Here is a 23745-nt window from a genome sequence, read left to right on the forward strand (position 1 = left end):
TGCAGATGGTTTCAAGGGACTGGTTGGCGGCGCGCAACGCGCTGCCTTCCATCGAACGTTCACGATTGCGGCTTGAGTGTCATCCTCCAATACCTAGCCGGCCCTTGCTGCATCATCGCTCCGCAACGGGAGCAAACGCCTACGCCATCTTTCTGAGCCGATAGCAGTTTTCTTCCAGACGCGTCAGCCCGCGTTGGAGGAACTTCCAGTTGCCTTCCAGCACATCCATCTGCTCCAGCAACTCGATGTCCCAATGGGCGCTCAGCGATTGCCGAACTTCGGCATCACTCACGGAAAATGGCGGTCCGGGCATCTGCTCTTGCTCGTAGTTCAGGGACACCAGCAGGCCCTCACAGCCCGGCGCGAGAATGCCCGTCAAATGTCCGACATAACGCTGACGCATCGCCGCAGGCAGTGCGATCAGCGCGGCTCGATCGTAGAGTCCGTGACAATCCGTGACGTCGCTGCGGCTCAAGGCGAAGAAATCGCCACATCGGATTTCCAGCGAACCTGCACGGTAGACCTTGAACGCGCCCTCTCGGCTCACATCCGCGACCAGCCCACGCTCAACAAAGAAGTCCTCGACTGCCTGCTCGCTAAACTCCACGCCCAGCACGGCAAAGCCCTGCTCGGCTAGCCATGCCATATCGAGGCTTTTTCCGCACAGCGGCACCAGGACCCTGGACCCTCTGGCTAATCGCAAACTCGGCCAGTGGCGGAGCAAATAAGGGTTGACCTCGCTCAGGTGAAAGCCGATTTCATTGCGCGCCCAGCGCCGTTGCCAGAATGCTTCGTCCACCTTCAGACCCTCGTAGTCACGATCGACGAAGCTTATCAGAGCCGCCCGCGCCGATCCTCGAGGGACCTTTCAGGTTCACGTTTAGCTGGCGTACAAGGCGGCTTCCGGATCCATACCGGCGTCACGCATCTGCGCAAGCTTGTAGCGCAGCGTGCGCGCACTGATGCCCAACCGGTCGGCGGTCTCCTTGCGTCGGCCACGCTCGGCTCGCAGGGTGTCGAGGATCAACTCGAATTCACGACGCCGCAGGTCTTCGCCCAACGCGTTGCCCGCTTCTGCCGAGGCGGGTGGAACGGCGCGTACTGGGTCCAATGGCGTAGTGTCAGCTGCTCCTCGCGCTAGCGAAGCGAAACCAGCCGTCACGGTCAGGCAGAGATCCTCCGGGCGGATCAAACCGCCTTGTTGCAGTATCAGAGCGCGCTGGATGGCGTTATCCAGCTCGCGGACATTGCCGGGCCAGGGATGGCCGAGCAGGCACTGGCGCGCCTCGGACGTGAGCTTGGCGGTAGGCTGGCGCATCTTCAGCGCATGACTTGTCAGCAGGCGCTCGGCAAGCGGAACGATATCCGCAGGTCGGTCACGCAAGGCGGGCCAGGCGAGCGGGAATACCGAAAGCCGATAAAACAGATCTTCACGGAAGCGCCCGCTTCGGACTTCCTCCGCCAAATCACGGTTGGTCGTGGCGACGACTCGGATATCCAGCGCTATCGGTTTGCGGGCGCCGACGCGCTCGACCTCGCGCTCCTGCAATACGCGTAGCAACTTGGCTTGCAGCGCCAACGGCATCTCAGAGATTTCGTCGAGCAGTAGCGTGCCGCCTTCGGCCAGCTCGAATTTGCCCGGCTGAGTCGCGATTGCGCCAGTGAAGGCGCCCTTCTCGTGACCGAACAGCGTCGCCTCGAGCATGTTGTCCGGTATCGCAGCGCAGTTGATCGCGATGAAAGGTTTGCCTGCGCGCTGTGACTGCTGATGGATGTAGCGGGCCAACACTTCTTTGCCGGTACCGGACTCGCCGGAGACAAGCACGGTCGAATCGCTCTGCGCGACGCGGGCCGCCAATGCCAGCAGTTGCTGACTCGCAGGCTCGACCGCGACTGGCCCTTGTGGATCGGCCTCGCCAATTTGGCCGCAGGCATGTCGAGCGACAAGACCGAGTAAGACCTTCGGTTCAAACGGCTTGACTAGGTAGTCCACGGCACCCTGACGCATCGCCTCGACGGCTCGCTCGACGGCGCCGTAAGCGGTCATTAGCAATACCGGCACCTGCGGATACCGCTGGCGCACGAGCACCTGCAACGCATGACCATCCATGCCGGGCATGTTCACATCGCTGACCACCAGGCCGAAGCCTTCCTCTTGCAGAGCAAGCAACGCGGCCTCGGCGCAATCAACCGCCCGGTGCGAATAACCACCGAGGACCAGGGTATCGCTCAGCGCCTCTCGCAGTGCGCGGTCGTCCTCGACCAAGAGAATTTTGGCAGCCATCGTCTTCACTCCGAAATTGCCGGCGCGCACACCGGAAGCAGCGGCAGCTGCAAAATGGCGCAGGTCCCTCGACCCGGCCGAGAGCGCAACTCAAGCGCACCTGAATGGGCACGCGCAACCGACTTGACCACGGCCAGACCCAGCCCGGTTCCTGTCGCCTTGGTGGTGAAAAACGGCTCGCCGAGCCGCGCCAGAGTCGCGGCATCGATTCCCGCACCGTTGTCGCTGATGCTGATCCGCAATACCGAACCTCGAGTGTAGAGATGCACCTTAAGCCGCGGATGGTTGCTGACGGCCTGAAGCGCGTTCTCGATCAGATTGAGCAACGCACCCACCAGCGTGTCACGGTTGCATCGCAAGCCACCGTTCCGCACGTCGCATTGCCAACGAATGGCGATGCCCTGCACGCGCGCTTCGGCCGCAGAGCGCAACGCCGTCAGCAGCTCGGCGGGCGCCAGCTGATCCTCCAGCGGCAGATCGCCGCGAGCGAAGAGCAGCATGTCGCGGACTTGGTGTTCCAGCTCATTCAAACGGTCCTTCAGGCGACCGGCAAAACGTTGCTGATGCTCATCGGACAGCCCACCTTGCTCCAAGTGACTGGCGTACAACAACGCTGTCGATAGCGGTGTGCGAATCTGATGGGCCAGCGAAGCAACCATCCGACCCAGCGACGACAAACGCTCATGACGCGCCAATTGCTCCTGCAATCTTCGCGTCTCGGTCAGATCGGTGAGCAATACGAGCTGCCCGGGTTCGCCATTCAGCGAGCGCGTGGCAATCGAGACACGGCGTCCGTCCCTCAAAGAAACCTCATGACCATCGTCCTTGCGGGGGGCAAAGCTGCGCGCGATCACCTCACGCCAGAGCTGGCCTTCGAGCGGCTCGCCCAGAAGCTCCAGAGCAACCGGATTGGCTTCGCGGACTACACCTTGGCCGTCTATGACGATGACACCGCCAGGCAAGAGGTCCAACAGACTCTGCAGGCGATTGGCCAGGCGCTCCTTCTCGTCGAATTCACGCAGACGCAGTGCGCTGGTTTCGGCGAGTTGATCTTTCAGCTCGGCTACGTGGACCTGTAACAGCTGCTGGGATTCGCCTAACCGACCGGACATGCGAGTGAACAACTCGAGTGATTGTTCAAGCTCGGCGTTTGCTGCTGCCTTGGCAGAATGCTGGGTAACAGCTAATGAAGAGAACGCTGAAGTCACTGGCACTCGTATCCGTCAAAAAGGTGGTCGGTCGAATGTCAGGCAGCAAGGATCATGCCTAGCGCATGGGCGTGCGTATAGAGATGAGATAAAGGAAGCCACGCCGCCGGGCCAGCGGCGTGGCGGGTACTCACTCGTCGAGATCGTCGTCGCGACGATTCATGCCGTATTTGCGCATCTTCTCGACGAGGGTCGTTCGGCGAATACGAAGACGTTCAGCAGCGCGGGCAACGACGCCGCCGGCATCTTCGAGGGCCTGCTGAATAAGCCCCTGCTCCAGATTGCCCAGGTAGTCTTTCAGATCGAGGCCTTCAAGGGGAAGCATTGCGTGCGCGTCGGATACGACGATGGGCGCGTTGATCGCGGCCCTCTCCTCCATCTCGTCATGCATATTGGCTGCATATTGCTCGTCGTCATCATCGACATGGCGGAACTTCTTCGGCAGCTCCATCACTCCGATTACGCCGTACGGATGCATGATTGCCATTCGCTCGACGAGGTTCGCCAGTTCGCGCACGTTGCCCGGCCAATCGTGACGGCACAACGACATGATCGCAGCGGAGTTGAAGCGAATCGAGCCGCGCTTCTCATGTTCCATGCGCGAGATGAGCTCGTTCATCAACAGCGGAATGTCCTCGATACGCTCGCGTAGCGGAGCCATTTCGATGGGGAAAACATTGAGACGGTAATACAGATCCTCACGGAAGCTGCCGTCTACGATCATCTTCTCCAGATCTTTGTGGGTCGCCGCGATTATTCGTACATCGGCGTTCTGCGTACGGTTGCTACCCACGCGTTCGAAGGTGCGTTCCTGTAGGACTCGCAGCAATTTGACCTGCATCGGCAACGGCATATCACCGATTTCGTCAAGAAACAGCGTCCCGCCTTCGGCCAGTTCGAAACGGCCGGCACGCGAGCTGATCGCGCCGGTAAAGGCGCCCTTCTCGTGACCGAACAGCTCGCTTTCCAGCAGCTCGGCTGGAATCGCGCCGCAGTTGACTGGAACGAAAGGCCCGCCGCGGCGCTTGGAATGGTAGTGCAAGTTACGCGCGACGACTTCCTTGCCAGTTCCGGACTCGCCGAGGATAAGCACGCTCGCCTCGGTGTCGGCAACTTGCTGCATCATCTGCCGCACATGCTGTACGGCACGGCTGGTGCCAACCAGGCTGCGAAACAGGTTAGGTTCGCGCTGGCGCCCGCGCGCCTTGGCTTGGTCGTACATCTCACGGTAGACCTGAGCGCGGTGAAGCGAATCGAGCAGTTTGTTGTAGCTCGGGGGCATTTCGAGGCTGGCCAGCACACGGCGGCGGATCTCATCCGGCCAGTCCGCCGGAACGGGCTCGCCAATCAGCATCAAAGGCAGATTCTCGTCCCATTTACTGAGTTGCTTGAGCAGTTCTACCGCACCGCCTTTAGCTGAAACGTCGCCGAGCAAAACGCCGAGCACACTGCGGCTAGATTCGAGCGAGTCGACCTCATTGCGCCAGTCGCTACTGGAACAGGCCAGATGATCTTCACTCAGAAAGTTGAGGATGACCGCCAAATCGCGGCGACGATCCTTGTCGTCGTCTATCAACAAAATCTTGGTTTCACGCCACATCTTGTTTATAGGCTCTAGAGGCTGGAAAAGAAGGCCTGCGCTCGTATCTGGAACAATACGATTGCGCCCACCGGCAGATAGCCACCAGTTAATTAAAAAAAACGATTCGAGTCAAATTTATGACGTGAATTAGCCACGGAAGATACTAAGAAAGCATCCGGTTTGTTGACGCTAGGAGAAAGACGATAACCACAACAATCGCGTTCAAATGCCTTCGTCAGGTAGGTGACGCCTATCTAGCGGGACTATCTGAAATTTACGATGCGCAGCATTTTTCGACGACGTTAGCTGGTGATTCAGCTGAACATGCAGGCGGAACGCGGATACAAGCCAGCCACGAAATCACACCGACCATGTCGCTGCGGTCTCGCAATATAGAGAGCCTGGCCAGCAATCCCGACCGTACTTAACGTCAGAAATTAAGGTGACGAATGGTAGGTGGCGGAGCACGAAAACGCTTCGAAGAATCAGCCGAACAGCTTGTAAAGTTTCGCGCCCTGCTGGGACTGGTTGAGCTGAATCAGCTCATCAGCTACGCGCCGTTGCTCCGCTTGGCACGTAGTCACCAGTTCACGATAAAGATTGACCAGCTCCTGCAGGCGCTGGCGAATCGCAGGCTCATCCTGACGAGGCTCATTCATTGCAGCTTCGACGACCTGACGGCACTGCAGATCAAGGACGCTAATCGCTGTCCAGTCCTGTTGCACCATCGCATCGCGTAGCGCGCTGCCGGTTTCTTCAAGACGTTTGACTGATGCACTCATGATCTGCTCCGGATGAACTGGGTTACAAGGCTGAGCCTGCTGCCCGGCAATATATTGCTGGACCTGACTCCTTATCGGCACTTTTCGATTCGGCTTTAGCGCGCCACGGGAAAAGGACCGAATGCCGTTGGTGATCAGTGCAAACTGCGAAGACCCGTTGGGACGCTCGGGAGCGCGACCGGTTCCCATGGGCCATCTGGACGGCCGGCGCAATACCAGTCGCCATCCCAGCGGTAGTAAAGCCGTTCACGATAGAACATGTTCCGGCCTTCCACGACATACACGCCCAGACGATTGTCCCAATGCGCAGCGGCATGAGGCGGCGGCGCGTAACGCGGATGGCTCTTTTGCGTAGCCGGTGGACGTGGCGCTGGCGGTGTGCGCACTGGCGGTGGGCTTGCGACCGGCTCCTGGGGCTCTGACACAGGCGGAGTAGGCGTGGGAGTCGGCTTTGATGCCTGATACGGGTTACCCGCGCATGCGCCGAGCAACAGCGCCAGTGTCATCACGCCAGAAGCCCTGAGCAAACGCCGTGCATGCCGTGTGGAAACCATTGTCATCATCAGTCGCCTCGTAGCCGCCCTGCCTGCGGTCAGGGCATTTCAGGTTGGTCGATTGTCAGCTTGACCGTGCCGTTGTTGCCCAACGCCAGCGGCGTACTGCTGCCTTTCCACTCGCCTCGAGTGGCATCACCGCTGCGGGAAATGCGGGCAAACAGCCTGACCTGTTCGAAGTTGGACAACCGGAGCTGCGGAGTCATTGCATCGGCATCGCTCAAACTGACCGTAGCAGGCAGATCAGCGACAGTGAGACGTTTCACCGCCAACGGCATCGGCGGCCCGGAAACCGCACGAGCGAACACGAACACCGTATCGGTGGGCTGCACGTCATCCGCCAGAGTAGCGTCCAGGCGAACATCGACTGTCAGGCTGGAGCTGGCCACCGCGGCTGTCTCACCAGCAGGTTCCGCACCGTCGGAAGCAGGTTCGCCGAGTTGCTTGCGAGCCCGCGCGATACCGGACTCAATAGCCTGACGCGAAGGGTCTTGTGCCGGCAATATGGCAACCAAACGCTCCCAAAAACCTATGGCTTCCTCGAATCGTTCATTTTCAAACGCAGCGATGCCCAGCAAGCCCAGGCTGGTAACCTCATGGGGATCGTCCCTCAGCGCCTCGTTGGTGAGTTGCTGTATTTGCTCCGACCACTGACGATCCTCAGCAAAATACAACGCCTGAGCCCACTGCCCCAGCAGTTCCGGCTGACGACCCGCCAGCTCGATGAGTTGCGCATAGGCTGCAGCGGCATCGGCGGCACGCCCCTGACTCATATACGTCCGGGCAAGGAAATACCACGCTTCGGTGGAATCGGGTTGCGCCTTCACCGCGCGTTCCAGCCTTGCAGTCGCTTCTTCCATGGTTTTAGGTTGCACAGCAAACTCGCGTGCCAGCTCCAGCTTGTCGCTCGCACCCCAGTGCATGTACAGACCATAGCCAAGCAGCGGCACCAGAATCGCGGCGATCAGTGGAATGGCACGACCCAGACTGCTACTGCGCCGCGTATCGCCGCCCTCGGTGTCGTCGAGCAGTTCGCGCGCCGCATCGGCGCGGCCCGCCTCGAACTGCTCCGGCGTAAGGATTCCGGCTGACTGCTGTACGGCCAGTTCATCAAGCCGCTCTCCATACAGCGCGACGTTCAGGGCAGTCCTGTCCTCCTCCGCCTGCATTCGACGCCCCCGCAGCAAGGGAAGCAGCAGGAACGCCAGGGCAGCCAACAACAGCAGGCCGGCACCTATCCAGAAATCGATCATGGTTGTTTTTTATCCAGCAACGTGGCGAGGCGCGCTCGATCGGCCTCGGAAAGTGTGTTCGACGCGTTGATGCCTGCCCCACGACGGCGGCGTATCAGGATGAACGCCAGTACGCCAAAGCCAAGCACCAGCAAGGCTATCGGGCCGTACCAAAGCAGGAGTGTCTTGGCGTTGACAGGTGGCTTGTAGCGCACGAAGTCGCCATAGCGCGCGACGAGATAATCGACTATTTGCTCGTTGCTCTGCCCTTCTTCCAACATGCGGTAGATTTCACGCCGCAAGTCCATGGCAATGGGCGCGTTGGAATCGGCAATGTTCTGGTTCTGGCATTTAGGGCAACGCAGTTCTTCGACCAATGTGCGGTAGCGCTCTCGTTCAGCGCCGCTCTTGAACTCGTACGTATCGATCGCCGCGTGCGCGCTGCCGAACAGACACAGCGCCAGCAGTACGCCCCGGATCAACTGTCTCATTCGTCCACCAGTTCCTGATAAAGCGCGGCAAGCTTCTCGCGCCAGACGCGCTCGTCGATCACGCCGACATACTTGTGACGAATGATGCCCTGCTTGTCGACGATGAAGGTTTCCGGGGCGCCGTACACGCCTAGATCCAGGCCAAGGCTGCCTTGCTCGTCGCGAATGTTCAGCTGATAGGGATCATGGAAATCCCGGAGCCATTTCTGGGCAGCGGCGTTGTCGTCCTTGTAGTTGACTCCATAAATATTCACGCCCTGCGCCGCAAGCTTGTTGAGCACCGGGTGTTCGACCTTGCAGGCCACGCACCAAGTCGCCCAGACGTTGACAAGCGCCGGTTTGCCTTTGATGTCCTGAGCGCTTATCAGCCGTTGCGGATCCTCGACCGAGGGCAGAGAGAACGAAGGAAGCGGCTTGCCGATCAGCGCCGACGGAAGCTCCGTTGGGTCCAGGAACAAGCCGCGATAAAGAAACACGGCGACGACTAGAAAGAGTGCCAGCGGCAGCAACATCAACAATCTTTTCATCTCAGGCTCCTTGCTGGGCCAGACCCAGTGTCTCGCGGACGCGGGTCCTGACTTTGACCCGGTAGCGTTTGTCGCTCACCGAGAGAACACCGCCCAGCGACATCAGCAACGCGCCCAGCCAGATCCAGCGCACAAACGGCTTGATATGCACCCGCACCGCCCAGGCGCCGTCTTCCAGAGGCTCGCCCAACGCCACATAGAGGTCACGGGTGAAACCGGCATCAATGCCTGCTTCGGTCAGCGGCATCTGCTGCACGGTGTAGAGGCGTTTTTCCGGATGCAGTGTCGCGACCTGCTCATCGCCATCGAAGACGCGAATCGTGCCTTTGTCGGAGGTAAAGTTGGGCCCCTCGAAATGCTTGGCGCCATCAAAGACGAAGCTGTAGCCGCCCAACTGCAACGACTCCCCCGGTGCCAGGCGCAGATCACGCTCGTCGCTCTGCTGACTTGTCAGCACCACGCCCAGCGCGCACACCACCAGCCCGAAATGCGCCAGCTGCATGCCCCAGTAGCTCGGCGCCAGGCTACGAATGCCTTTCACCAGACCTTTGTGGCGCGTCTTGTCGAGTATGTCGCGAATCCCCGCTGTTACCACCCAGGCCGCAAGCAGGCAGGCAGCCAGCACAGCCCAATGGAAGTCGCCGAAGACCATCGAACCCAGCCCGCCAAGGACAGCGCTGGTAATCAGTACCGGGGTCAGCATGCCAATCAGCCACTTCACCGGCGTGTCTTTCCAGCGCACCAGAATCCCCACGCCAAGCGCGAGCATCAGCGCACCAACGAGCGGCAGGAACATGGCATTGAAATATGGCGGCCCGACCGAGAGTTTCGTGTCGGACAAAGCATCGAGCAACAGCGGATACAACGTGCCCAGCAGAATCATTGCGGTTGCAACCACCAGCAGCAGGTTGTTGACCAGCAGCAGCGTTTCCCGCGACCACAGGCCAAAGCCGATCTGGCTCTTGACTACCGGTGCGCGCAAGGCGAACAGGGTCAGCGAACCGCCTACCACCAACAGCAGAAACGCCAGGATGAAGACACCGCGCTCCGGATCGGTGGCAAACGCGTGAACCGAGGTCAGCACGCCGGAGCGAACCAGGAAAGTACCCAGCAGGCTGAGCGAGAATGCCGCAATCGCCAGCAGCACCGTCCAGCTCTTGAAGACGCCACGTTTTTCCGTCACTGCCAACGAATGAATCAGTGCCGTGCCCACCAGCCAAGGCATGAAGGACGCATTCTCCACCGGATCCCAGAACCACCAGCCGCCCCAGCCCAACTCGTAATAGGCCCACCAGGAGCCCAGCGCAATACCAGTGCCGAGGAATGCCCAGGCGATCAGCGTCCAGGGACGCGACCAACGTGCCCAGGCGGCATCCAGACGGCCGCCAAGCAACGCGGCGATGGCGAACGCGAAGGCCACCGAGAAACCGACATAGCCCATGTAGAGCATCGGCGGGTGTACGACCAAGCCGAAGTCCTGAAGTAGCGGATTGAGGTCACGTCCATCCATCGGCGCTTGCGGCAGCAGTCGCTCGAAGGGATTGGAGGTGAGAATCAGAAACAGCAGGAACCCGATGCTGATCAGGCCCATGACACCCAATACCCGAGCCAGCATGTCTTCTGGCAACTGACGGGAAAAGATCGATACCGCAAAGGTCCAGGCCGAAAGAATGAAGGCCCAGAGCAACAGCGACCCTTCATGCGCGCCCCATACGGCGCTGAATTTGTAATACCAGGGCAAAGCGCTGTTGGAGTTCTGCGCGACATAAGCGACAGAGAAATCATCCACCATGAACGCGTACGTGAGGCACGCGAAGGAAAACGCCAGGAAGGAAAACTGCCCCCACGCCGCGGGCTGAGCCAAGCCCATCCATTGGCGATCACCGCGCCAGGCACCGATCAGCGGAAGCGTGCCCTGCACGGTTGCCAGGCACAGCGCCAGGATCATCGCTAGATGGCCGAGTTCCGGAATCATTTCGCGTACTCCTGCTCGCTGCCGCCGTAGGGTTTGCTCTTACCGCTTTTCTCCAGCGCTGCGGTGACTTCAGGCGGCATATAATTTTCGTCATGCTTAGCCAGCACTTCATCAGCGACCAGCACGCCGTCCGAATTCACTCGCCCCAGCGCGACAATCCCCTGCCCTTCACGGAATAGGTCAGGAAGAATCCCCTGGTATCGGATGGTGACTGCTTCGGCGTAGTCGGTGACACGAAAGGACACCGTCAACGAATCGTTGCTGCGTTGTACCGAGCCCTCTTCGACCATGCCGCCGGCACGGATGCGTGTGCCTTCCGGTGCTTCGCCCGCAGCAATCTGAGTTGGGGTATAGAAGAGGTTGATGTTCTCTTGCAAAGCAGACAATGCCAGCGTCACGGCAATACCCACGCCGGCCAGGATGGCCAGCACGATAAACAGACGCTTCTTGCGCACAGGATTCACTTCATTTCCTCCCGGCGCAAACGACGCGCCTCGTCTTGCAGGTAACGCCGACGCGCCATCATCGGCAGCGCAACGTTCAGAATCAGGACGGCCAGACTGATGCCGTAGGCCGTCCAGACATACAGGCCATGGTTGCCCATGGCGATGAACTCGGAAAACGATGAGAAATTCATGCGGCTTTGCCCACCAACGCTTTCACTTCAGCCTTCACCCAGTTGCTCCGGGATTCACGGCGCAGCACTTCGAGACGCATGCGCATCAGCAGCACCAACGTGAAGAAGCAGTAGAAGCCCAACACCATCACTAACAGCGGCAACCACATCTCCGCAGGCATGGCGGGTTTTTCCGTGACGGTGAACGTGGCGGGCTGATGAAGGGTGTTCCACCACTCCACCGAGTATTTGATGATCGGGATATTCACCACCCCGACGATGGACAGCACCGCGCAGGCCTTCGCCGCGCTGTCGCGATTGCTGATAGCCTGACCGAGCGCAATGATGCCGAAGTACAAGAACAGGAGAATCAGCATCGATGTCAGGCGTGCATCCCACACCCACCAGGCGCCCCAGGTCGGCTTGCCCCATACCGCACCGGTGAGCAAAGCGATAAAGGTCATCCACGCGCCGATGGGTGCGGCTTGCTGCAACGCGACGTCAGCCAGCTTCATTTTCCATACCAGGCCGACCACACCCGCAACTGCCAGCATTACGTAGATCGACTGAGCGAGAAATGCAGCAGGCACGTGGATATAGATGATGCGGAAGCTATTGCCCTGCTGGTAATCCTGCGGCGCAAACGCCAGCCCCCAGACCACCCCCACACTGATTAGTACGAGCGACGCCCAGGCCAGCCAAGGCATCCAGCGGCTGCTGATTTCGTAGAACCATTTGGGCGAACCCAGCTTGTGGAACCATGTCCAGTTCATAGAGCTTGCCTCGCAGTGGCAACGCGCGTTCCGCTATCGGGTAGAGCCATCGTGCATTCCATCATTCGCCGACACTAATCTTCAGGCCGGCCGCTATCGCAAAGGGTGTCAGGGTAACCGCCAGAGCAGTCAGGCTGGAAAGCCATAATAGGTGACCGGCAGCAGGCAGGCCCTGCAACGCTGCCTGCAACGCCCCGCTGCCCAGAATCAGCACGGGGATGTAAAGAGGAAGGATGAGCAGCGCCAGCAATAAGCCGCCACGCTTGAGACCAACGGTCAATGCCGCACCAACCGCGCCCAGCAGACTGAGCACCGGAGTGCCCAGCAGCAGCGACATCAGCAGCACCGGCAGCGCACTCAACGGCATTCCCAGCATGAGTCCCAGCAGTGGCGCCAGCAGCACCAGCGCCAAGCCTGAAAAAGCCCAGTGTGCCAGTACCTTGGCAAGCACCAGAAGTGCCAAGGGGTGCGGCGAAACGACCCACTGCTCGAGCGAGCCGTCTTCGAAATCGCTACGGAACAGCCCATCCAGCGAAAGCAACACGGCCAACAGGGCGGCCACCCAGACCAGCCCTGGCGAAATCGTCTGTAGTAACCGCGACTCCGGGCCGACCGCCAAAGGAAACAAGGCGATGACAATGGCGAAGAACACCAGCGGGTTTGCCAGTTCGGCCGGGCGGCGAAATAGAAGACGACCTTCGCGGACCAACAACAGGGTGAAGACATTACTCATGCGGCCCGCTGCCCCAGTTCGATCTCGCGGAAGCCCACCGGTTTACAGGTAAGCGAGTGATGTGTAGTCAGCACAACCATACCGCCCTGATCGCAGTGGGCCGCCAGATGGCGTTCGAGTTGAACCACGCCATGCTTGTCCAGCGCAGTGAAAGGCTCATCGAGAATCCACAAGGGCGGCGGCGACAGATACAGACGGGCCAGACCGACACGGCGTTGCTGGCCAGCGGAAAGCGTATGACAGGGAACATCTTCGAAGCCACGTAGCCCCACCGCGTCGAGCGCTTGCCAGATGGCGTCACGGGCCGCAGGCTGATGCAGCGCGCATAACCATGTGAGGTTTTCCTCGGCAGTCAGCAGCCCTTTGATACCCGCTGCATGGCCAATCCACAATAGATTGCGGGCCAATTCCCCGCGCTGGGTTTCGAGGCTATGGCCGTTAAGCAGCACCTTACCCGCGGTCGGTTGCATCAGACCTGAGAGCAACCGCAGCAGGCTGGTTTTCCCGCTACCGTTGGGCCCGGCGATCTGCAACATTTCCCCTTTGGTAATCCGCAGGTCTAACCTCTCGAACAAGAGGCGCCAATCCCGTTCGCAGGAAAGCGCCACAGCTTCTAGAAAGGGACTGGACACGCTATGGATACCTCAAGATGAAAGGAGCGCGGCCGCTACACTGGACGGCAAGCCGGGCGGCCGGAATTATACATGGCGAGCCTCGGCACCAAAGGCCACAAAGGCGAAAGGTTGTAAGAGCATTTAAGTAAAATGACCGAGATCAAAAGCACCCAGGCGATCCCCGCTTCCGGCCCGTCCCGGCCGATTACCACGGCGGCCGACGTGGCGTTGAAACTGCTGCAGCCAATGCAGGGGTTGCTAGCCGCAGGGGAAAGCGCCGAGGCCGAGGTCATTAGCATCAAGGAAGCGTTGCAGACCTTTCAAATGACGCTGCGCCTGACTCTGAACAACGGGCGGCAAGCCACGGTTGAGGCCGGCAGCCCCAAAGCAGCCGCGCCTGGAGCGGCCATGCTCGTCACCGCGGTTTCCGACACTCGTCTTTTAGCCACGCTACAGCCAGGCAACCGACAGCCCCAAAGCAGCATCGATCTCGACCAGCTACCGGTCGGCACGGTGATACAGGGCAAGGTGACGGCCAGCCAACACATCCAGCAGGCTGGACAAACCGTATTCAAAGCAGTGATCAGTCTGCTCAACTCGCCGCTTGTCGGCCAGAAGCTGAACATCGAATCAGCCGTGCCGCTCGCGCCGGGCAGCCTGATCACGGCCCGCGTCCAAGGCGATCAATCGCTGGCGTTCATGCCGCTGAGTGGTCGTCTCGATCAGTTGGTGCTGGGCCAGCAACTGACTGCACAAAGTAATCGTCAAGGCTCGATCGAAGGGTTGCTTGGCGCACTTACATCCAGCTCCACATTACCCGAGCAGTTGCGCGGCGCGGCCGAGCGGTTGCTTGCACTGATCCCGGACATGCAACAGCTGGGCGATGCCAAGACATTGGCGCAGGCATTGGCCCGGAGCGGTGTGTTTCTAGAAGGAAACCTGCTTAGCGCGGGCGATCCGACGACAGACATGAAAGCAGCGCTGCTCCGCCTGGTCGCGCAGTTGCCGGGGCTGCCGGGTGGCGGGCCGCTGGCTGCGGCCCAGGCGGGTGCGAGCCTTGGTCAAGCGCTGCCGGCCTTTGCCCGCAACGCATTGGGCGCGCTGGGGCAACCGAACGCTCGGCAATTGGCGCAAAGCTTTCCACTACCGAGCCGGTTGCCACTGGATGCCGACGACGAAGCCGACCTGGAAATGCTGCTGAAGCTCGCGGCTGCTGCCGTTTCACGACTGCAGACGCATCAGCTGTCGAGCCTCGCACAAACCCAAACCAGCCCGGAGGGGACTCAGGTCACGACCTGGCAGATCGAGGTGCCGATGCGTGATCAGCACGACATCGTCCCACTGCAGGTGAAACTGCAACGCGAAGAAGAATCTCAGCATAATCGCAAGGAAAAACCAGAAACCCTCTGGAAAGTCGAACTCGCATTTGACGTCGCACCCCTGGGCCCGCTGCAGGTACAGGCACAGCTGGCGCACGGCAGCCTATCGAGTCAGATATGGGCAGAGAACAGCGGCACCGCCAACCTGATCTCGGCGGAACTCGACCATTTGCGCCAGCGACTGGTCACGGCCGGATTGAACGTCGGAGAACTCGCCTGCCGCCAGGGAATGCCACCGCAGGGGCCTCGCACCGCTCTGGATCAACGTTTCGTGGATGAAACCGCATGACCGTCAACACACCACGTCAGGCCATCGCGCTCACTTACGATGGAGTGAGCACCCCTACCCTTTCAGCCAAGGGCGACGATGAGTTGGCCGAAGCGATATTGGCGATCGCCCGCGAACATGAAGTGCCGATCTATGAAAATGCCGAACTGGTAAAACTGCTGGCGCGACTGGAACTCGGCGACGCGATACCCGAGGCGCTTTATCGCACGATCGCCGAAATCATCGCCTTTGCGTGGTATCTGAAGGGGAAATGCCCGCAAGGATTCACCGAGCAACAGGCCTCGTCGCCGCTTCCCCGACTTAGTGGGCCTGAGCGTTCAGGGTCGTGACACCACTGAACCTGCCCTTTTCCTGTGGAAAGTCTTGCAACATCCAGGCGAAGTAGCCCTGTCGAAAATAGAAGACCTGCTCATAGCCCCAGGCGACGGCAAGGCGAACCGCCTCTGCGCTGGCAGGACAGACTTCGCTATCGCAATAGACCACCAACGGCACCGTTCTCGGCCAGTCGAGGTGCGACAACCCGAAAAACTCCCGCGCCAGATCCAGATGCACCGCACCGTCAACGTGGCCCCAGCCCCACTCTCGACGAGGGCGCACATCAACGAAAACCGCGCCGAGATCATGAAGCTGTTTAGCCTGGTAAACGTTAACAGTCATTGCACCTTCGACTTCAGTCGGCGCTTCGGCCGCATAAAGCCATGCTGGGCTCGCCAGCAGAAGCAACGTCAGAATGCGCAGCATTACACCCTCCTCACCCGAAGCCGGGCACAGGCCTGCACCGGACTCGGGCGAAGCCTTGTACGCATTGGAGGGAGCAATGATTACAACGTTCCATGGCGCAGCCAACCGGCCAGGCATGCGTCACAAATTCGACTAGAGGTGATGAAACAAACGCGCAACTAACCAGGGTTGCGCCGTGCCTGATGCAGTTTGCTCATCAATTCGGCTTCAGACTGGGAAAGACCGCAGGACTGCGTCAGATCATCGATACTGGCACCCATTCCGACCAGCTTGGCGGCTTGGGAGAAGGAGAAATTGTTCGGATCTCGCTGTTCAATCTGACTGAGCTTTTCTGGCAGCGGGGCAACGATGCGTGATAGCTCGTGCAAGTTCTTGCCCATCCGCACGCTGCCTTCAAGGTAGGTGTCCAGACGGGCACCTAGTTCCTTGATCCGCTTGTCACGGATTTCATCCTGGTGCGCTTGTAACTCGGCCTGGCGCCGCTGACGCCGGAATAGCCAGATGCAACAGCCCAGCAATGCCAGGCAGCACAAGGCAAGCGCGACGACCGCCGCAACCAGCGACGCGATCATGTATCAGATGCTCTCAAGTTCCGCCCATTCTTCTTCGCTCATCATCTTGTCCAGTTCGACCAGAATCAGCAGCTCATTGTTCTTGTTGCAAACGCCCTGGATAAACTTCGCCGACTCGTCGTTACCAACATTGGGCGCGGTTTCGATCTCCGACTGGCGCAGGTAGACCACCTCCGCGACGCTGTCGACCAGAATCCCGATCACCTGGCGATCCGCCTCGATAATCACGATCCGCGTGTTGTCCGACACCGGCGCCGCTTCAAGACCGAAGCGCTGGCGCGTATCGATCACGGTGACCACATTGCCGCGCAGGTTGATGATGCCGAGTACATAGCTCGGCGCGCCCGGCACCGGTGCAATTTCGGTATAGCGCAACACTTCCTGAACCTGCATCACATTGATGCCGTAGGTCTCATTATCCAGACGGAAGGTTACCCATTGCAGGACCGGATCTTCGGAGCCCTGTGCGGAAGTCATTTTCATAGCCCCACCTCTTCAAATACCGCTGTGGCGGTCGATTCTATCGATTACTCGGGCCGCTTGCGCGCACCCTGGGTTTGTAGTTCGTTTACGACGGGACGCCCTTGAGATGGCGGGTCGCCCCACTGGCGATCAGCTCGGCAAGTGCAGCCACGTCCACCAACGCACACATATGATCGATCACCGTCCCGGCCAGCCAAGGCCGCTGGGTGCGCTGCGAGCGCCATTTGACTTCCCGCGGATCCAGGCGAATCGAGCGGCTGACTTGATGCACCGCCAGCCCCCATTCGTAGCCCTGCACCGATATCACGTATTGCAGTCCCTCGCGGAAATCTTCGCGATAACGATCGGCCATTACCCAGCGTGCCGTATCCAGCACCTTCAGGTTCCCGGCCTGGCTCGGCAATATGCCGAGAAACCAATCGGGCTGACCGAACAAAGGCGTCAGATCCTGTCCGGTGAGCGGATAGATCGAGCCAAGGCTGACCAACGGCACCGCCAGGGTCAGGCCGGCGACATCGAATAGCAGGCATTCGAACGGTTCCTCGCCCCATTGAGGCAGGCCGTTCTGATGCTTCGACGGTCCGCCGGGCAACTGAGCCTGTTGCTCGAAATTCGCGACTGGCTCGACCAATACGGGGGCCACCGGTGCAGGAAGTTCGGGCTCCAATTCGAGCAACATTTCCGGCTCGGCAGCCAGCGGCACCACTACCCTCAAGGTTTCAGGCTCTGGCTTGACCTGCCGCAGCGGAACCACCCGCTGGACGTCCCGCTGTTGCTCTTCGAGCACCGCCGCCAGGAATTCGTCGTGACTTACCGATTCGGCCAACTCCATGACCGCATCCTGCAAGAGCGCGTCGAGATAGGACTGCAGCGTTTGTTGCGATCGGCTTTCTTTAAGAACGGTACGGCTCATGAAACCAACTCGTGCGAACCAACTGGATAGGCTATCGGCCGCAACCGCGGTGAACTTGAACCGCAATCGAGCCCGTATGTCGACATTCAGGCGACCTGTGGGGATGTTTGTGCAGCCAGTAGCGCCTTGAGCAGCGCGCGATAGGCAAGTACCGCGCGGCTGTTGGGGTCATGCTGCGAAGGCGTGACGCCGGCGAGACTGGCATCGCGCAAGCGCGTGTCGATGGGAATGAAGGCCTGCCAGAGATTCGCCTGATACCCGTTACGCAGAACCTTCAAGGTATTCATCGATGCCTGGGTGCGCCTGTCGAACATGGTCGGCACGATGGTGTAAGGCAATGCCTGCCTGCGCGACCGGTTGATCATGCCAAGCGTGCTGACCATTCGTTCCAGCCCTTTCAAAGCCAGAAATTCGGTTTGGACCGGAATGACCAACTGCTGACTGGCCGCCAGCGCGTTGACCATGAGCACACCCAGCAGCGGCGGGCTGTCGATAATGGCGTAATCGAAATCCTGCCACAGTTGCGACAGGCTCTTGGCGATTACCAGGCCGAGGCCATTCTGCCCAGGCGACTGGCGCTCCAGAGTTGCCAGCACGGTGCTCGACGGCAGCAGCGAAATACGCTCGTGGCTCGTTGGCAGCAACAATTGCCAGGGCAAGCCTTCAGGAACGGATCCCTGATGTTGGAATAGGTCGAAGACGCTGCGATCGAGGTTATCCGGATCATGACCGAAATAGCTTGTCATCGACCCATGGGGATCGAGATCCAGTGTCACGACCCGCTTGCCAGAATCGGCCAGCAGTCCGGCAAGCGCGATGGAGGTGGTGGTCTTACCCACTCCGCCTTTTTGATTGGCTACAGCCCAGACTCTCATAACTCTCATCCATCCGGATCGAACCAGACCGGGAACTGCCGCGTCAGCTCGGCCGACGACGGGGAATTGACGACACCGCTAGCGGCACCTAACGATCGGAAGCGATTGCACTTTATGTGCCAGACTGTGGCGCGACTTCAGCAGCGCGAGCATTGCCGCTTCCAGCACCGCTTACGCTACGGCGCACATCCAGATTACGCGAGATGACCAGAATAACCCGGCGGTTGCGCGCCCGGCCCTCTGCGGTCGAGTTGTCCGCGATAGGCTGAAACTCACCGTAACCGACCGCGGCCAATCGCGACGGATCCACCCCACCGGCAGCCAGCATCCGCACGACACTGCCGGCACGGGCAGCGGAGAGCTCCCAGTTGGTCGGGAATTTGTCCGTGCTGATCGGCAGGTTGTCAGTAAAGCCTTCCACATGAATCGGGTTACCGAACGGTGCCAGAATCCTGGCGACCTTTTCCAGCAAATCGAACGCGCGATCGTTGGGCAAAGCATCACCACTTGGAAACAGCAGGCTCGAGTTCAACTCGATCTCGATCCAGAGCTCGTTGCCCCGTACGGTGAGTTGATTCGAGTCGATCAAATCGGCAAAGGCCTCACGCATGCTTTGCATGATGCTTTCCAGCGGATCGACCGAGTTCTGCGACGACTGCAACGGCTCGTCGATCTGAGATACGTCCGGTTGCGTTGTATGCGGCCGCTCTTCACCGATGGGAATTGGCTTGACCGCGCGATCTGGTTGATTAAAGACGCCCACCAGCGAATCGGAAAGAATCTTGTACTTGCCCTCGTTGAGCGAGGAGATCGAATACATCACGACGAAGAAAGCGAACAGCAGCGTGATGAAATCTGCGTAGGAAACCAGCCAGCGTTCGTGGTTCTCGGGCTCTTCATGGGATCTGCGCCGAGGCATATTAGATAACTCCCGGCGCGAGCGAGCGATCAGTCACCACATGACACCCACGCGAGGCGGCGATGTTTTGGCGGATGATGATTATTTCAGTGGATGCCATGTTCGTTTCCGTGTCCGCAGCGCAAGGATTCGCTGTCGGCCTTCGGCCTCTCAATCCATGAAGCCTTGCAGCTTCATTTCGATCGAGCGGGGGTTTTCCCCTTCGGCTATCGACAGGACGCCTTCGAGCAGCATCTCGCGGTAGGCGGTCTGCTTCTGCACCACGCTCTTGAGTTTGTTGCCGATCGGCAATACCAGCAGGTTGGCGAAGGCCACGCCGTAAATGGTCGCGACGAACGCAACGGCGATGCCATTGCCCAGCTGGCTGGGATCGGCAAGGTTGCCCATCACGTGAATCAACCCCATCACAGCACCGATGATGCCCACCGTAGGCGAGTAGCCACCCATGCTTTCGAACACTTTTGCCGCACGGATATCGCGGGTTTCCTGGGTGTACAGATCCACCTCGAGAATACTGCGGATCACTTCTGGCTCAGCACCATCGACCAGCAGCTGCAAGCCTTTGCGAGCGTAGGGATCAGGCTCGGCTTCAGCGATCGGCTCGAGACCCAGCAGTCCCTCCTTGCGCGCCGTGGCGCTCCAGCCAGTGACCAGGCTGATGCCACGGGCCATATCCACGCGCGGCGGAAAAAAGATCCAGCCGATGATCGACATTGCACGCATGAACACCGGCATCGGCGTCTGCAACAACACGGCGCCGAGCGTACCGCCTAGCACGATCAAGGCGGCTGGCCCGTTAACCAACGCCGAGACGTGACCGCCCTCGAGAAAATTACCCCCGACGATAGCGACGAACGCGAGAACCAGCCCGATGAGGCTGAGCACATCCATCAGATGCACGCCTCGCTCAGGTGATGACCGATCTCGTCGAGGCCATAGATCGCGTCGCTGAGGTTGGCCTTCACCACCGCCATCGGCATGCCGTAGATGACACAGCTGGCCTCATCCTGCGCCCATACCTGACTGCCGCATTGCTTGAGCATGCGCGCGCCTTCGCGGCCATCGGCACCCATGCCGGTCAGCACGACCGCCAGTACCTTGTCATTGAATGCCTTTGCGGCGGAGCCGAACGTGACGTCCACACAAGGCCGGTAATTGAGTCGCTCGTCACCTGGCAGAATGCGCACCGCGCCGCGCCCGTCGATCATCATCTGCTTACCGCCGGGCGCCAACAACGCAAGACCAGGGCGCAGCAGGTCGCCATCTTCGGCTTCCTTGACGCGGATATTGCAGAGCTTGTCCAGCCGCTCGGCGAACGCCTTGGTGAATGCTGCAGGCATGTGCTGAATCAGAACGATAGGTGTCGAAAAGCTGGCGGGAAGCTGGGTCAGCACGCGCTGAAGCGCCACCGGACCTCCCGTGGATGTGCCGATAGCAACCAGCCGATACGATTTGCGGCGCGGCGGTGATGCGTGTGTTGGCGTCGGTACCGCAGCGCGTGGCGCCGTTGATGCCAACCCCGCCGGAGCGGCTGCTTGACGGGCTGCTGGAGCTACGGCAGCCGGAACGCTGGAATAAGCACTGAAACGACGATTGCTACGCGAAATCGTGTTGATCTTCTCGCATAGCAGTTGTTTGACCTTGTTCGGATTGCGAGAAATATCCTCGAAGTTCTTCGGCAGAAAGTCCACAGCCCCGGCATCCAACGCATCGAGCGTCACTCGCGCGCCTTCGTGGGTAAGCGAAGAAAACATCAGAACGGGAGTTGGGCAACGCTGCATGATCTGCCGTACGGCGGTGATGCCGTCCATCATCGGCATCTCGTAATCCATGGTAATGACGTCGGGCTTCAACGCCAGCGCCTGATCGATCGCCTCACGCCCATTGGTGGCAGTGCCGATCACCTGGATGTTCGGATCTGAAGAGAGGATTTCCGATACTCGGCGGCGGAAAAAGCCGGAATCGTCCACCACCAAGACCTTGACTGCCATAAAACAACTCCTAGCAGCAGCAGTCCGATCAGGACCACTGCCAGCGGATCAGATCCGGCGCGCGTAACGCTTGAGCATGCTCGGAACATCGAGGATCAGGGCGATACGACCATCGCCAGTGATTGTCGCGCCAGACATGCCGGGAGTGCCCTGCAGCATCTTGCCCAGCGGCTTGATCACCACCTCCTCCTGTCCCACCAGTTGATCGACGACGAAGCCGATGCTCTGGTTGCCAACGCTCAGAATCACCACGTGCCCCTCACGCTGCTCTTCGTGTTCCGCGCCTCGCACCAGCCAGCGCTTGAGATAGAACAACGGCAGCGCCTTGTCGCGCACGATCACTACTTCCTGGCCATCAACCACGTTGGTGCGGGACAAGTCGAGGTGGAATATTTCGTTGACGCTCACCAGCGGGAAAGCGAACGCCTGGTTGCCGAGCATCACCATCAGGGTCGGCATGATCGCCAGCGTCAGCGGCACCTTGATCACTACTCGCGAGCCCTGGCCTTTGTTCGAGAACACATTGACCGTGCCGTTGAGCTGGGAAATCTTGGTCTTGACCACGTCCATGCCGACGCCGCGGCCGGACACATCGGAAATCTCCGATTTGGTGGAGAAACCCGGCGCGAAAATAAGGTTGTAGCTTTCCAGATCGCTCAGGCGATCGGCAGCATCCTTGTCCAGCAGACCCTTTTCTACCGCCTTGGCACGCAAAATTTCCGCGTCCATACCTTTGCCGTCGTCGGTGATCATCAAGAGGATATGGTCACCCTCCTGCTCAGCCGACAACACCACACGGCCCGTCCGAGGCTTGCCTGCTGCTTCGCGTTCTTCCGGCGTCTCGATACCGTGATCGACGGCGTTGCGCACCAAGTGCACCAGCGGGTCGGCCAGCGCTTCCACGAGATTCTTGTCCAGATCGGTTTCTTCGCCGACCAGCTCAAGATTGATCTCTTTCTTCAGGCTACGCGCCAAATCGCGAACCAACCGCGGGAAACGGCCGAAGACCTTCTTGATTGGCTGCATGCGCGTCTTCATTACGGCGCTCTGCAGATCGGCGGTCACCACATCCAGGTTGGATACGGCTTTGGCCATCGCCTCGTCGCCGCTATTGGAGCCCAGGCGCACCAGACGGTTACGCACCAGCACCAGCTCGCCGACCATGTTCATGATTTCATCGAGCCGCGCAGTATCGACCCGCACGGTTGTTTCAGCTTCGCTCGCCGGCTTCTCGGACACAGCGGCAGCTTTTGGCGCAACCTCCGTCTTCGCTGGTGCCGCAGCGATCTTGCTCGGCGCGAGTGCCGCCGCCGGCTTTACTGGAGCATCTTTTTTGGCGACTGGCGTGACAGGCGCTGCTGCTACGGCTGAAGTCGTCGCTTCCGGCTCGAACTTGCCTTTACCGTGAAGCTGATCCAGCAGCGCTTCGAATTCATCATCGGTAATTTCATTGCCACCCACCGTGGCAGGCGAGGCATCAGCGACAGGCGCTGCTGCAGCCGGCTCGACGAACTGACCCTTGCCGTGTAACTGATCCAACAACGCTTCAAATTCGTCGTCGGTAATCTCGTCACTGGCGGGTGCGACAGGCGCCTGAGCGGCCGGTACGGCACTGGGCTCTGCTGCGAACTGGCCGACACCATGAAGCTGATCCAGCAGCGATTCGAATTCTTCGTCAGTGATTTCGTCACCGGCACTCGCGGGCAGAGCGCCAGTGGAATCATCCAGAGCGCCGAGAAATTGCTCGAACTCGTTATCTGCCGTCGAGGTTTCCGGCTCCGGTTCAACCGCAGCGGGCTCGGCAACCGGAACTTCCGCTCCGGCAGGTTCAGCCAGACGCGACAGCGCGGCGAGCAGCTCGGGAGTGGCTGGCGTGACCTCGGTGCGCTCACGCACTTGGGTGAACATTTCGTTGACGGCGTCCAGTGCTTGCAGCACGACGTCCATCAATTCCGAGTCGACGCGACGCTCACCCTTGCGCAGGATGTCGAAGACGTTTTCGGCAATGTGGCAGCACTCAACCAGCTCATGCAGTTGAAGGAAGCCCGCACCACCTTTTACCGTATGGAAACCGCGAAAAATCGCATTGAGCAGCGCGGTGTCATCGGGGCTGCTTTCCAGCTCCACCAACTGCTCTGACAATAGTTCGAGAATCTCGCCGGCCTCTACCAGGAAGTCCTGGAGGATTTCTTCATCGGCGTCGAAGCTCATA

Annotated in this window: 26 protein-coding genes; 2 read left to right on the forward strand and 24 right to left on the reverse strand. The window is 59.8% G+C overall.

Annotation, left to right across the window (positions count from 1 at the left end):
* Nucleotides 1–139 precede the first annotated feature (139 nt).
* The 15 genes from NAV33_RS12095 to ccmA form a co-directional block, all read right to left on the reverse strand.
* Entirely contained in the window at nucleotides 140–799 is a 660-nt protein-coding gene (locus tag NAV33_RS12095) for a thiopurine S-methyltransferase (RefSeq protein ID WP_255980322.1), read from the reverse strand.
* Nucleotides 800–880: 81 nt separating this feature from the next.
* Nucleotides 881–2284: a sigma-54-dependent transcriptional regulator gene (locus NAV33_RS12100; RefSeq protein WP_255980324.1), complete on the reverse strand. Its 1404-nt coding sequence runs from the start codon at nucleotides 2282–2284 to the stop codon at nucleotides 881–883.
* Between the two features lie 5 nt (nucleotides 2285–2289).
* Nucleotides 2290–3396 carry a sensor histidine kinase gene (locus tag NAV33_RS12105; RefSeq protein WP_255980326.1) on the reverse strand — a complete coding sequence of 369 codons (1107 nt, stop codon included), beginning with the start codon at nucleotides 3394–3396 and terminating at the stop codon, nucleotides 2290–2292.
* Between the two features lie 226 nt (nucleotides 3397–3622).
* A complete protein-coding gene (locus tag NAV33_RS12110) occupies nucleotides 3623–5092 on the reverse strand; it encodes a sigma-54 dependent transcriptional regulator (protein WP_255980328.1) in 1470 nt (489 codons plus the stop codon).
* 467 nt (nucleotides 5093–5559) lie between these two features.
* A complete protein-coding gene (gene fliT / locus NAV33_RS12115) occupies nucleotides 5560–5856 on the reverse strand; it encodes a flagellar protein FliT (protein ID WP_255980330.1) in 297 nt (98 codons plus the stop codon).
* A gap of 134 nt (nucleotides 5857–5990) precedes the next feature.
* Nucleotides 5991–6410, reverse strand: coding sequence for a hypothetical protein (locus tag NAV33_RS12120; protein ID WP_423836669.1), 420 nt, complete (start codon nucleotides 6408–6410; stop codon nucleotides 5991–5993).
* A gap of 38 nt (nucleotides 6411–6448) precedes the next feature.
* Nucleotides 6449–7663: a c-type cytochrome biogenesis protein CcmI gene (gene ccmI / locus NAV33_RS12125; RefSeq protein WP_255980332.1), complete on the reverse strand. Its 1215-nt coding sequence runs from the start codon at nucleotides 7661–7663 to the stop codon at nucleotides 6449–6451.
* Nucleotides 7660–8133, reverse strand: coding sequence for a cytochrome c-type biogenesis protein (locus NAV33_RS12130; protein ID WP_255980334.1), 474 nt, complete (start codon nucleotides 8131–8133; stop codon nucleotides 7660–7662). The genes ccmI and NAV33_RS12130 overlap by 4 nt, the downstream gene beginning before the upstream one ends.
* On the reverse strand, nucleotides 8130–8660 hold the full coding sequence (locus tag NAV33_RS12135) for a DsbE family thiol:disulfide interchange protein (protein ID WP_255980336.1): 531 nt from the start codon (nucleotides 8658–8660) through the stop codon (nucleotides 8130–8132). The genes NAV33_RS12130 and NAV33_RS12135 overlap by 4 nt, the downstream gene beginning before the upstream one ends.
* Nucleotide 8661: 1 nt before the next feature.
* The gene (locus tag NAV33_RS12140; protein WP_255980338.1) at nucleotides 8662–10635 is read right to left on the reverse strand and encodes a heme lyase CcmF/NrfE family subunit; all 1974 of its coding nucleotides are present in this window, start codon (nucleotides 10633–10635) and stop codon (nucleotides 8662–8664) included.
* On the reverse strand, nucleotides 10632–11099 hold the full coding sequence (gene ccmE, locus NAV33_RS12145) for a cytochrome c maturation protein CcmE (protein ID WP_255980340.1): 468 nt from the start codon (nucleotides 11097–11099) through the stop codon (nucleotides 10632–10634). Before ccmE ends, NAV33_RS12140 begins: the two co-directional genes overlap by 4 nt.
* Nucleotides 11096–11272, reverse strand: a complete 177-nt coding sequence (ccmD, locus tag NAV33_RS12150) for a heme exporter protein CcmD (protein ID WP_255980342.1) — start codon at nucleotides 11270–11272, stop codon at nucleotides 11096–11098. Before ccmD ends, ccmE begins: the two co-directional genes overlap by 4 nt.
* Entirely contained in the window at nucleotides 11269–12024 is a 756-nt protein-coding gene (locus NAV33_RS12155; RefSeq protein ID WP_255980344.1) for a heme ABC transporter permease, read from the reverse strand. The genes ccmD and NAV33_RS12155 overlap by 4 nt, the downstream gene beginning before the upstream one ends.
* A gap of 61 nt (nucleotides 12025–12085) precedes the next feature.
* Nucleotides 12086–12757 (reverse strand): heme exporter protein CcmB, encoded by a 672-nt coding sequence (gene ccmB / locus NAV33_RS12160; protein WP_255980346.1) that lies wholly within the window; start codon nucleotides 12755–12757, stop codon nucleotides 12086–12088.
* On the reverse strand, nucleotides 12754–13389 hold the full coding sequence (gene ccmA / locus NAV33_RS12165; RefSeq protein ID WP_255980348.1) for a cytochrome c biogenesis heme-transporting ATPase CcmA: 636 nt from the start codon (nucleotides 13387–13389) through the stop codon (nucleotides 12754–12756). Before ccmA ends, ccmB begins: the two co-directional genes overlap by 4 nt.
* Before the next feature lie 132 nt (nucleotides 13390–13521).
* Here ccmA and NAV33_RS12170 point away from each other — a divergent pair, with 132 nt between their 5' ends.
* Together NAV33_RS12170 and NAV33_RS12175 are read left to right on the forward strand one after the other, a co-directional pair.
* Entirely contained in the window at nucleotides 13522–15039 is a 1518-nt protein-coding gene (locus NAV33_RS12170) for a flagellar hook-length control protein FliK (RefSeq protein ID WP_255980349.1), read from the forward strand.
* Nucleotides 15036–15368: an EscU/YscU/HrcU family type III secretion system export apparatus switch protein gene (locus NAV33_RS12175; RefSeq protein ID WP_255980350.1), complete on the forward strand. Its 333-nt coding sequence runs from the start codon at nucleotides 15036–15038 to the stop codon at nucleotides 15366–15368. The genes NAV33_RS12170 and NAV33_RS12175 overlap by 4 nt, the downstream gene beginning before the upstream one ends.
* On the opposite strand, the gene NAV33_RS12180 is transcribed toward NAV33_RS12175, so the two are convergent.
* The 9 genes from NAV33_RS12180 to NAV33_RS12220 all read right to left on the reverse strand — a co-directional run bounded on the left by NAV33_RS12180 (nucleotide 15340) and on the right by NAV33_RS12220 (nucleotide 23744).
* Nucleotides 15340–15780 (reverse strand): rhodanese-like domain-containing protein, encoded by a 441-nt coding sequence (locus NAV33_RS12180; RefSeq protein WP_255980352.1) that lies wholly within the window; start codon nucleotides 15778–15780, stop codon nucleotides 15340–15342. The two genes, NAV33_RS12175 and NAV33_RS12180, sit on opposite strands and share 29 nt — an antisense overlap.
* A gap of 158 nt (nucleotides 15781–15938) precedes the next feature.
* Nucleotides 15939–16352: a DUF2802 domain-containing protein gene (locus NAV33_RS12185; RefSeq protein WP_255980354.1), complete on the reverse strand. Its 414-nt coding sequence runs from the start codon at nucleotides 16350–16352 to the stop codon at nucleotides 15939–15941.
* 3 nt (nucleotides 16353–16355) lie between these two features.
* Nucleotides 16356–16835, reverse strand: a complete 480-nt coding sequence (locus NAV33_RS12190) for a chemotaxis protein CheW (protein ID WP_255980356.1) — start codon at nucleotides 16833–16835, stop codon at nucleotides 16356–16358.
* 85 nt (nucleotides 16836–16920) lie between these two features.
* Complete coding sequence (locus NAV33_RS12195) at nucleotides 16921–17748, reverse strand: CheW domain-containing protein (protein ID WP_255980358.1); 828 nt, start codon at nucleotides 17746–17748, stop codon at nucleotides 16921–16923.
* Nucleotides 17749–17834: 86 nt separating this feature from the next.
* On the reverse strand, nucleotides 17835–18623 hold the full coding sequence (locus NAV33_RS12200) for a ParA family protein (protein WP_255980360.1): 789 nt from the start codon (nucleotides 18621–18623) through the stop codon (nucleotides 17835–17837).
* 112 nt (nucleotides 18624–18735) lie between these two features.
* Nucleotides 18736–19542 (reverse strand): flagellar motor protein MotD, encoded by an 807-nt coding sequence (gene motD / locus NAV33_RS12205; RefSeq protein WP_255980362.1) that lies wholly within the window; start codon nucleotides 19540–19542, stop codon nucleotides 18736–18738.
* A gap of 150 nt (nucleotides 19543–19692) precedes the next feature.
* Nucleotides 19693–20433 (reverse strand): flagellar motor protein, encoded by a 741-nt coding sequence (locus NAV33_RS12210; protein WP_255981045.1) that lies wholly within the window; start codon nucleotides 20431–20433, stop codon nucleotides 19693–19695.
* On the reverse strand, nucleotides 20433–21533 hold the full coding sequence (locus NAV33_RS12215) for a protein-glutamate methylesterase/protein-glutamine glutaminase (protein ID WP_255980364.1): 1101 nt from the start codon (nucleotides 21531–21533) through the stop codon (nucleotides 20433–20435). The genes NAV33_RS12210 and NAV33_RS12215 overlap by 1 nt, the downstream gene beginning before the upstream one ends.
* A gap of 48 nt (nucleotides 21534–21581) precedes the next feature.
* Complete coding sequence (locus tag NAV33_RS12220; protein WP_255980366.1) at nucleotides 21582–23744, reverse strand: chemotaxis protein CheA; 2163 nt, start codon at nucleotides 23742–23744, stop codon at nucleotides 21582–21584.
* Nucleotide 23745 lies beyond the last annotated feature (1 nt).

Origin of the sequence: Stutzerimonas stutzeri (genome assembly GCF_024448715.1) — a bacterium.
Lineage (GTDB): Bacteria > Pseudomonadota > Gammaproteobacteria > Pseudomonadales > Pseudomonadaceae > Stutzerimonas > Stutzerimonas stutzeri_AR.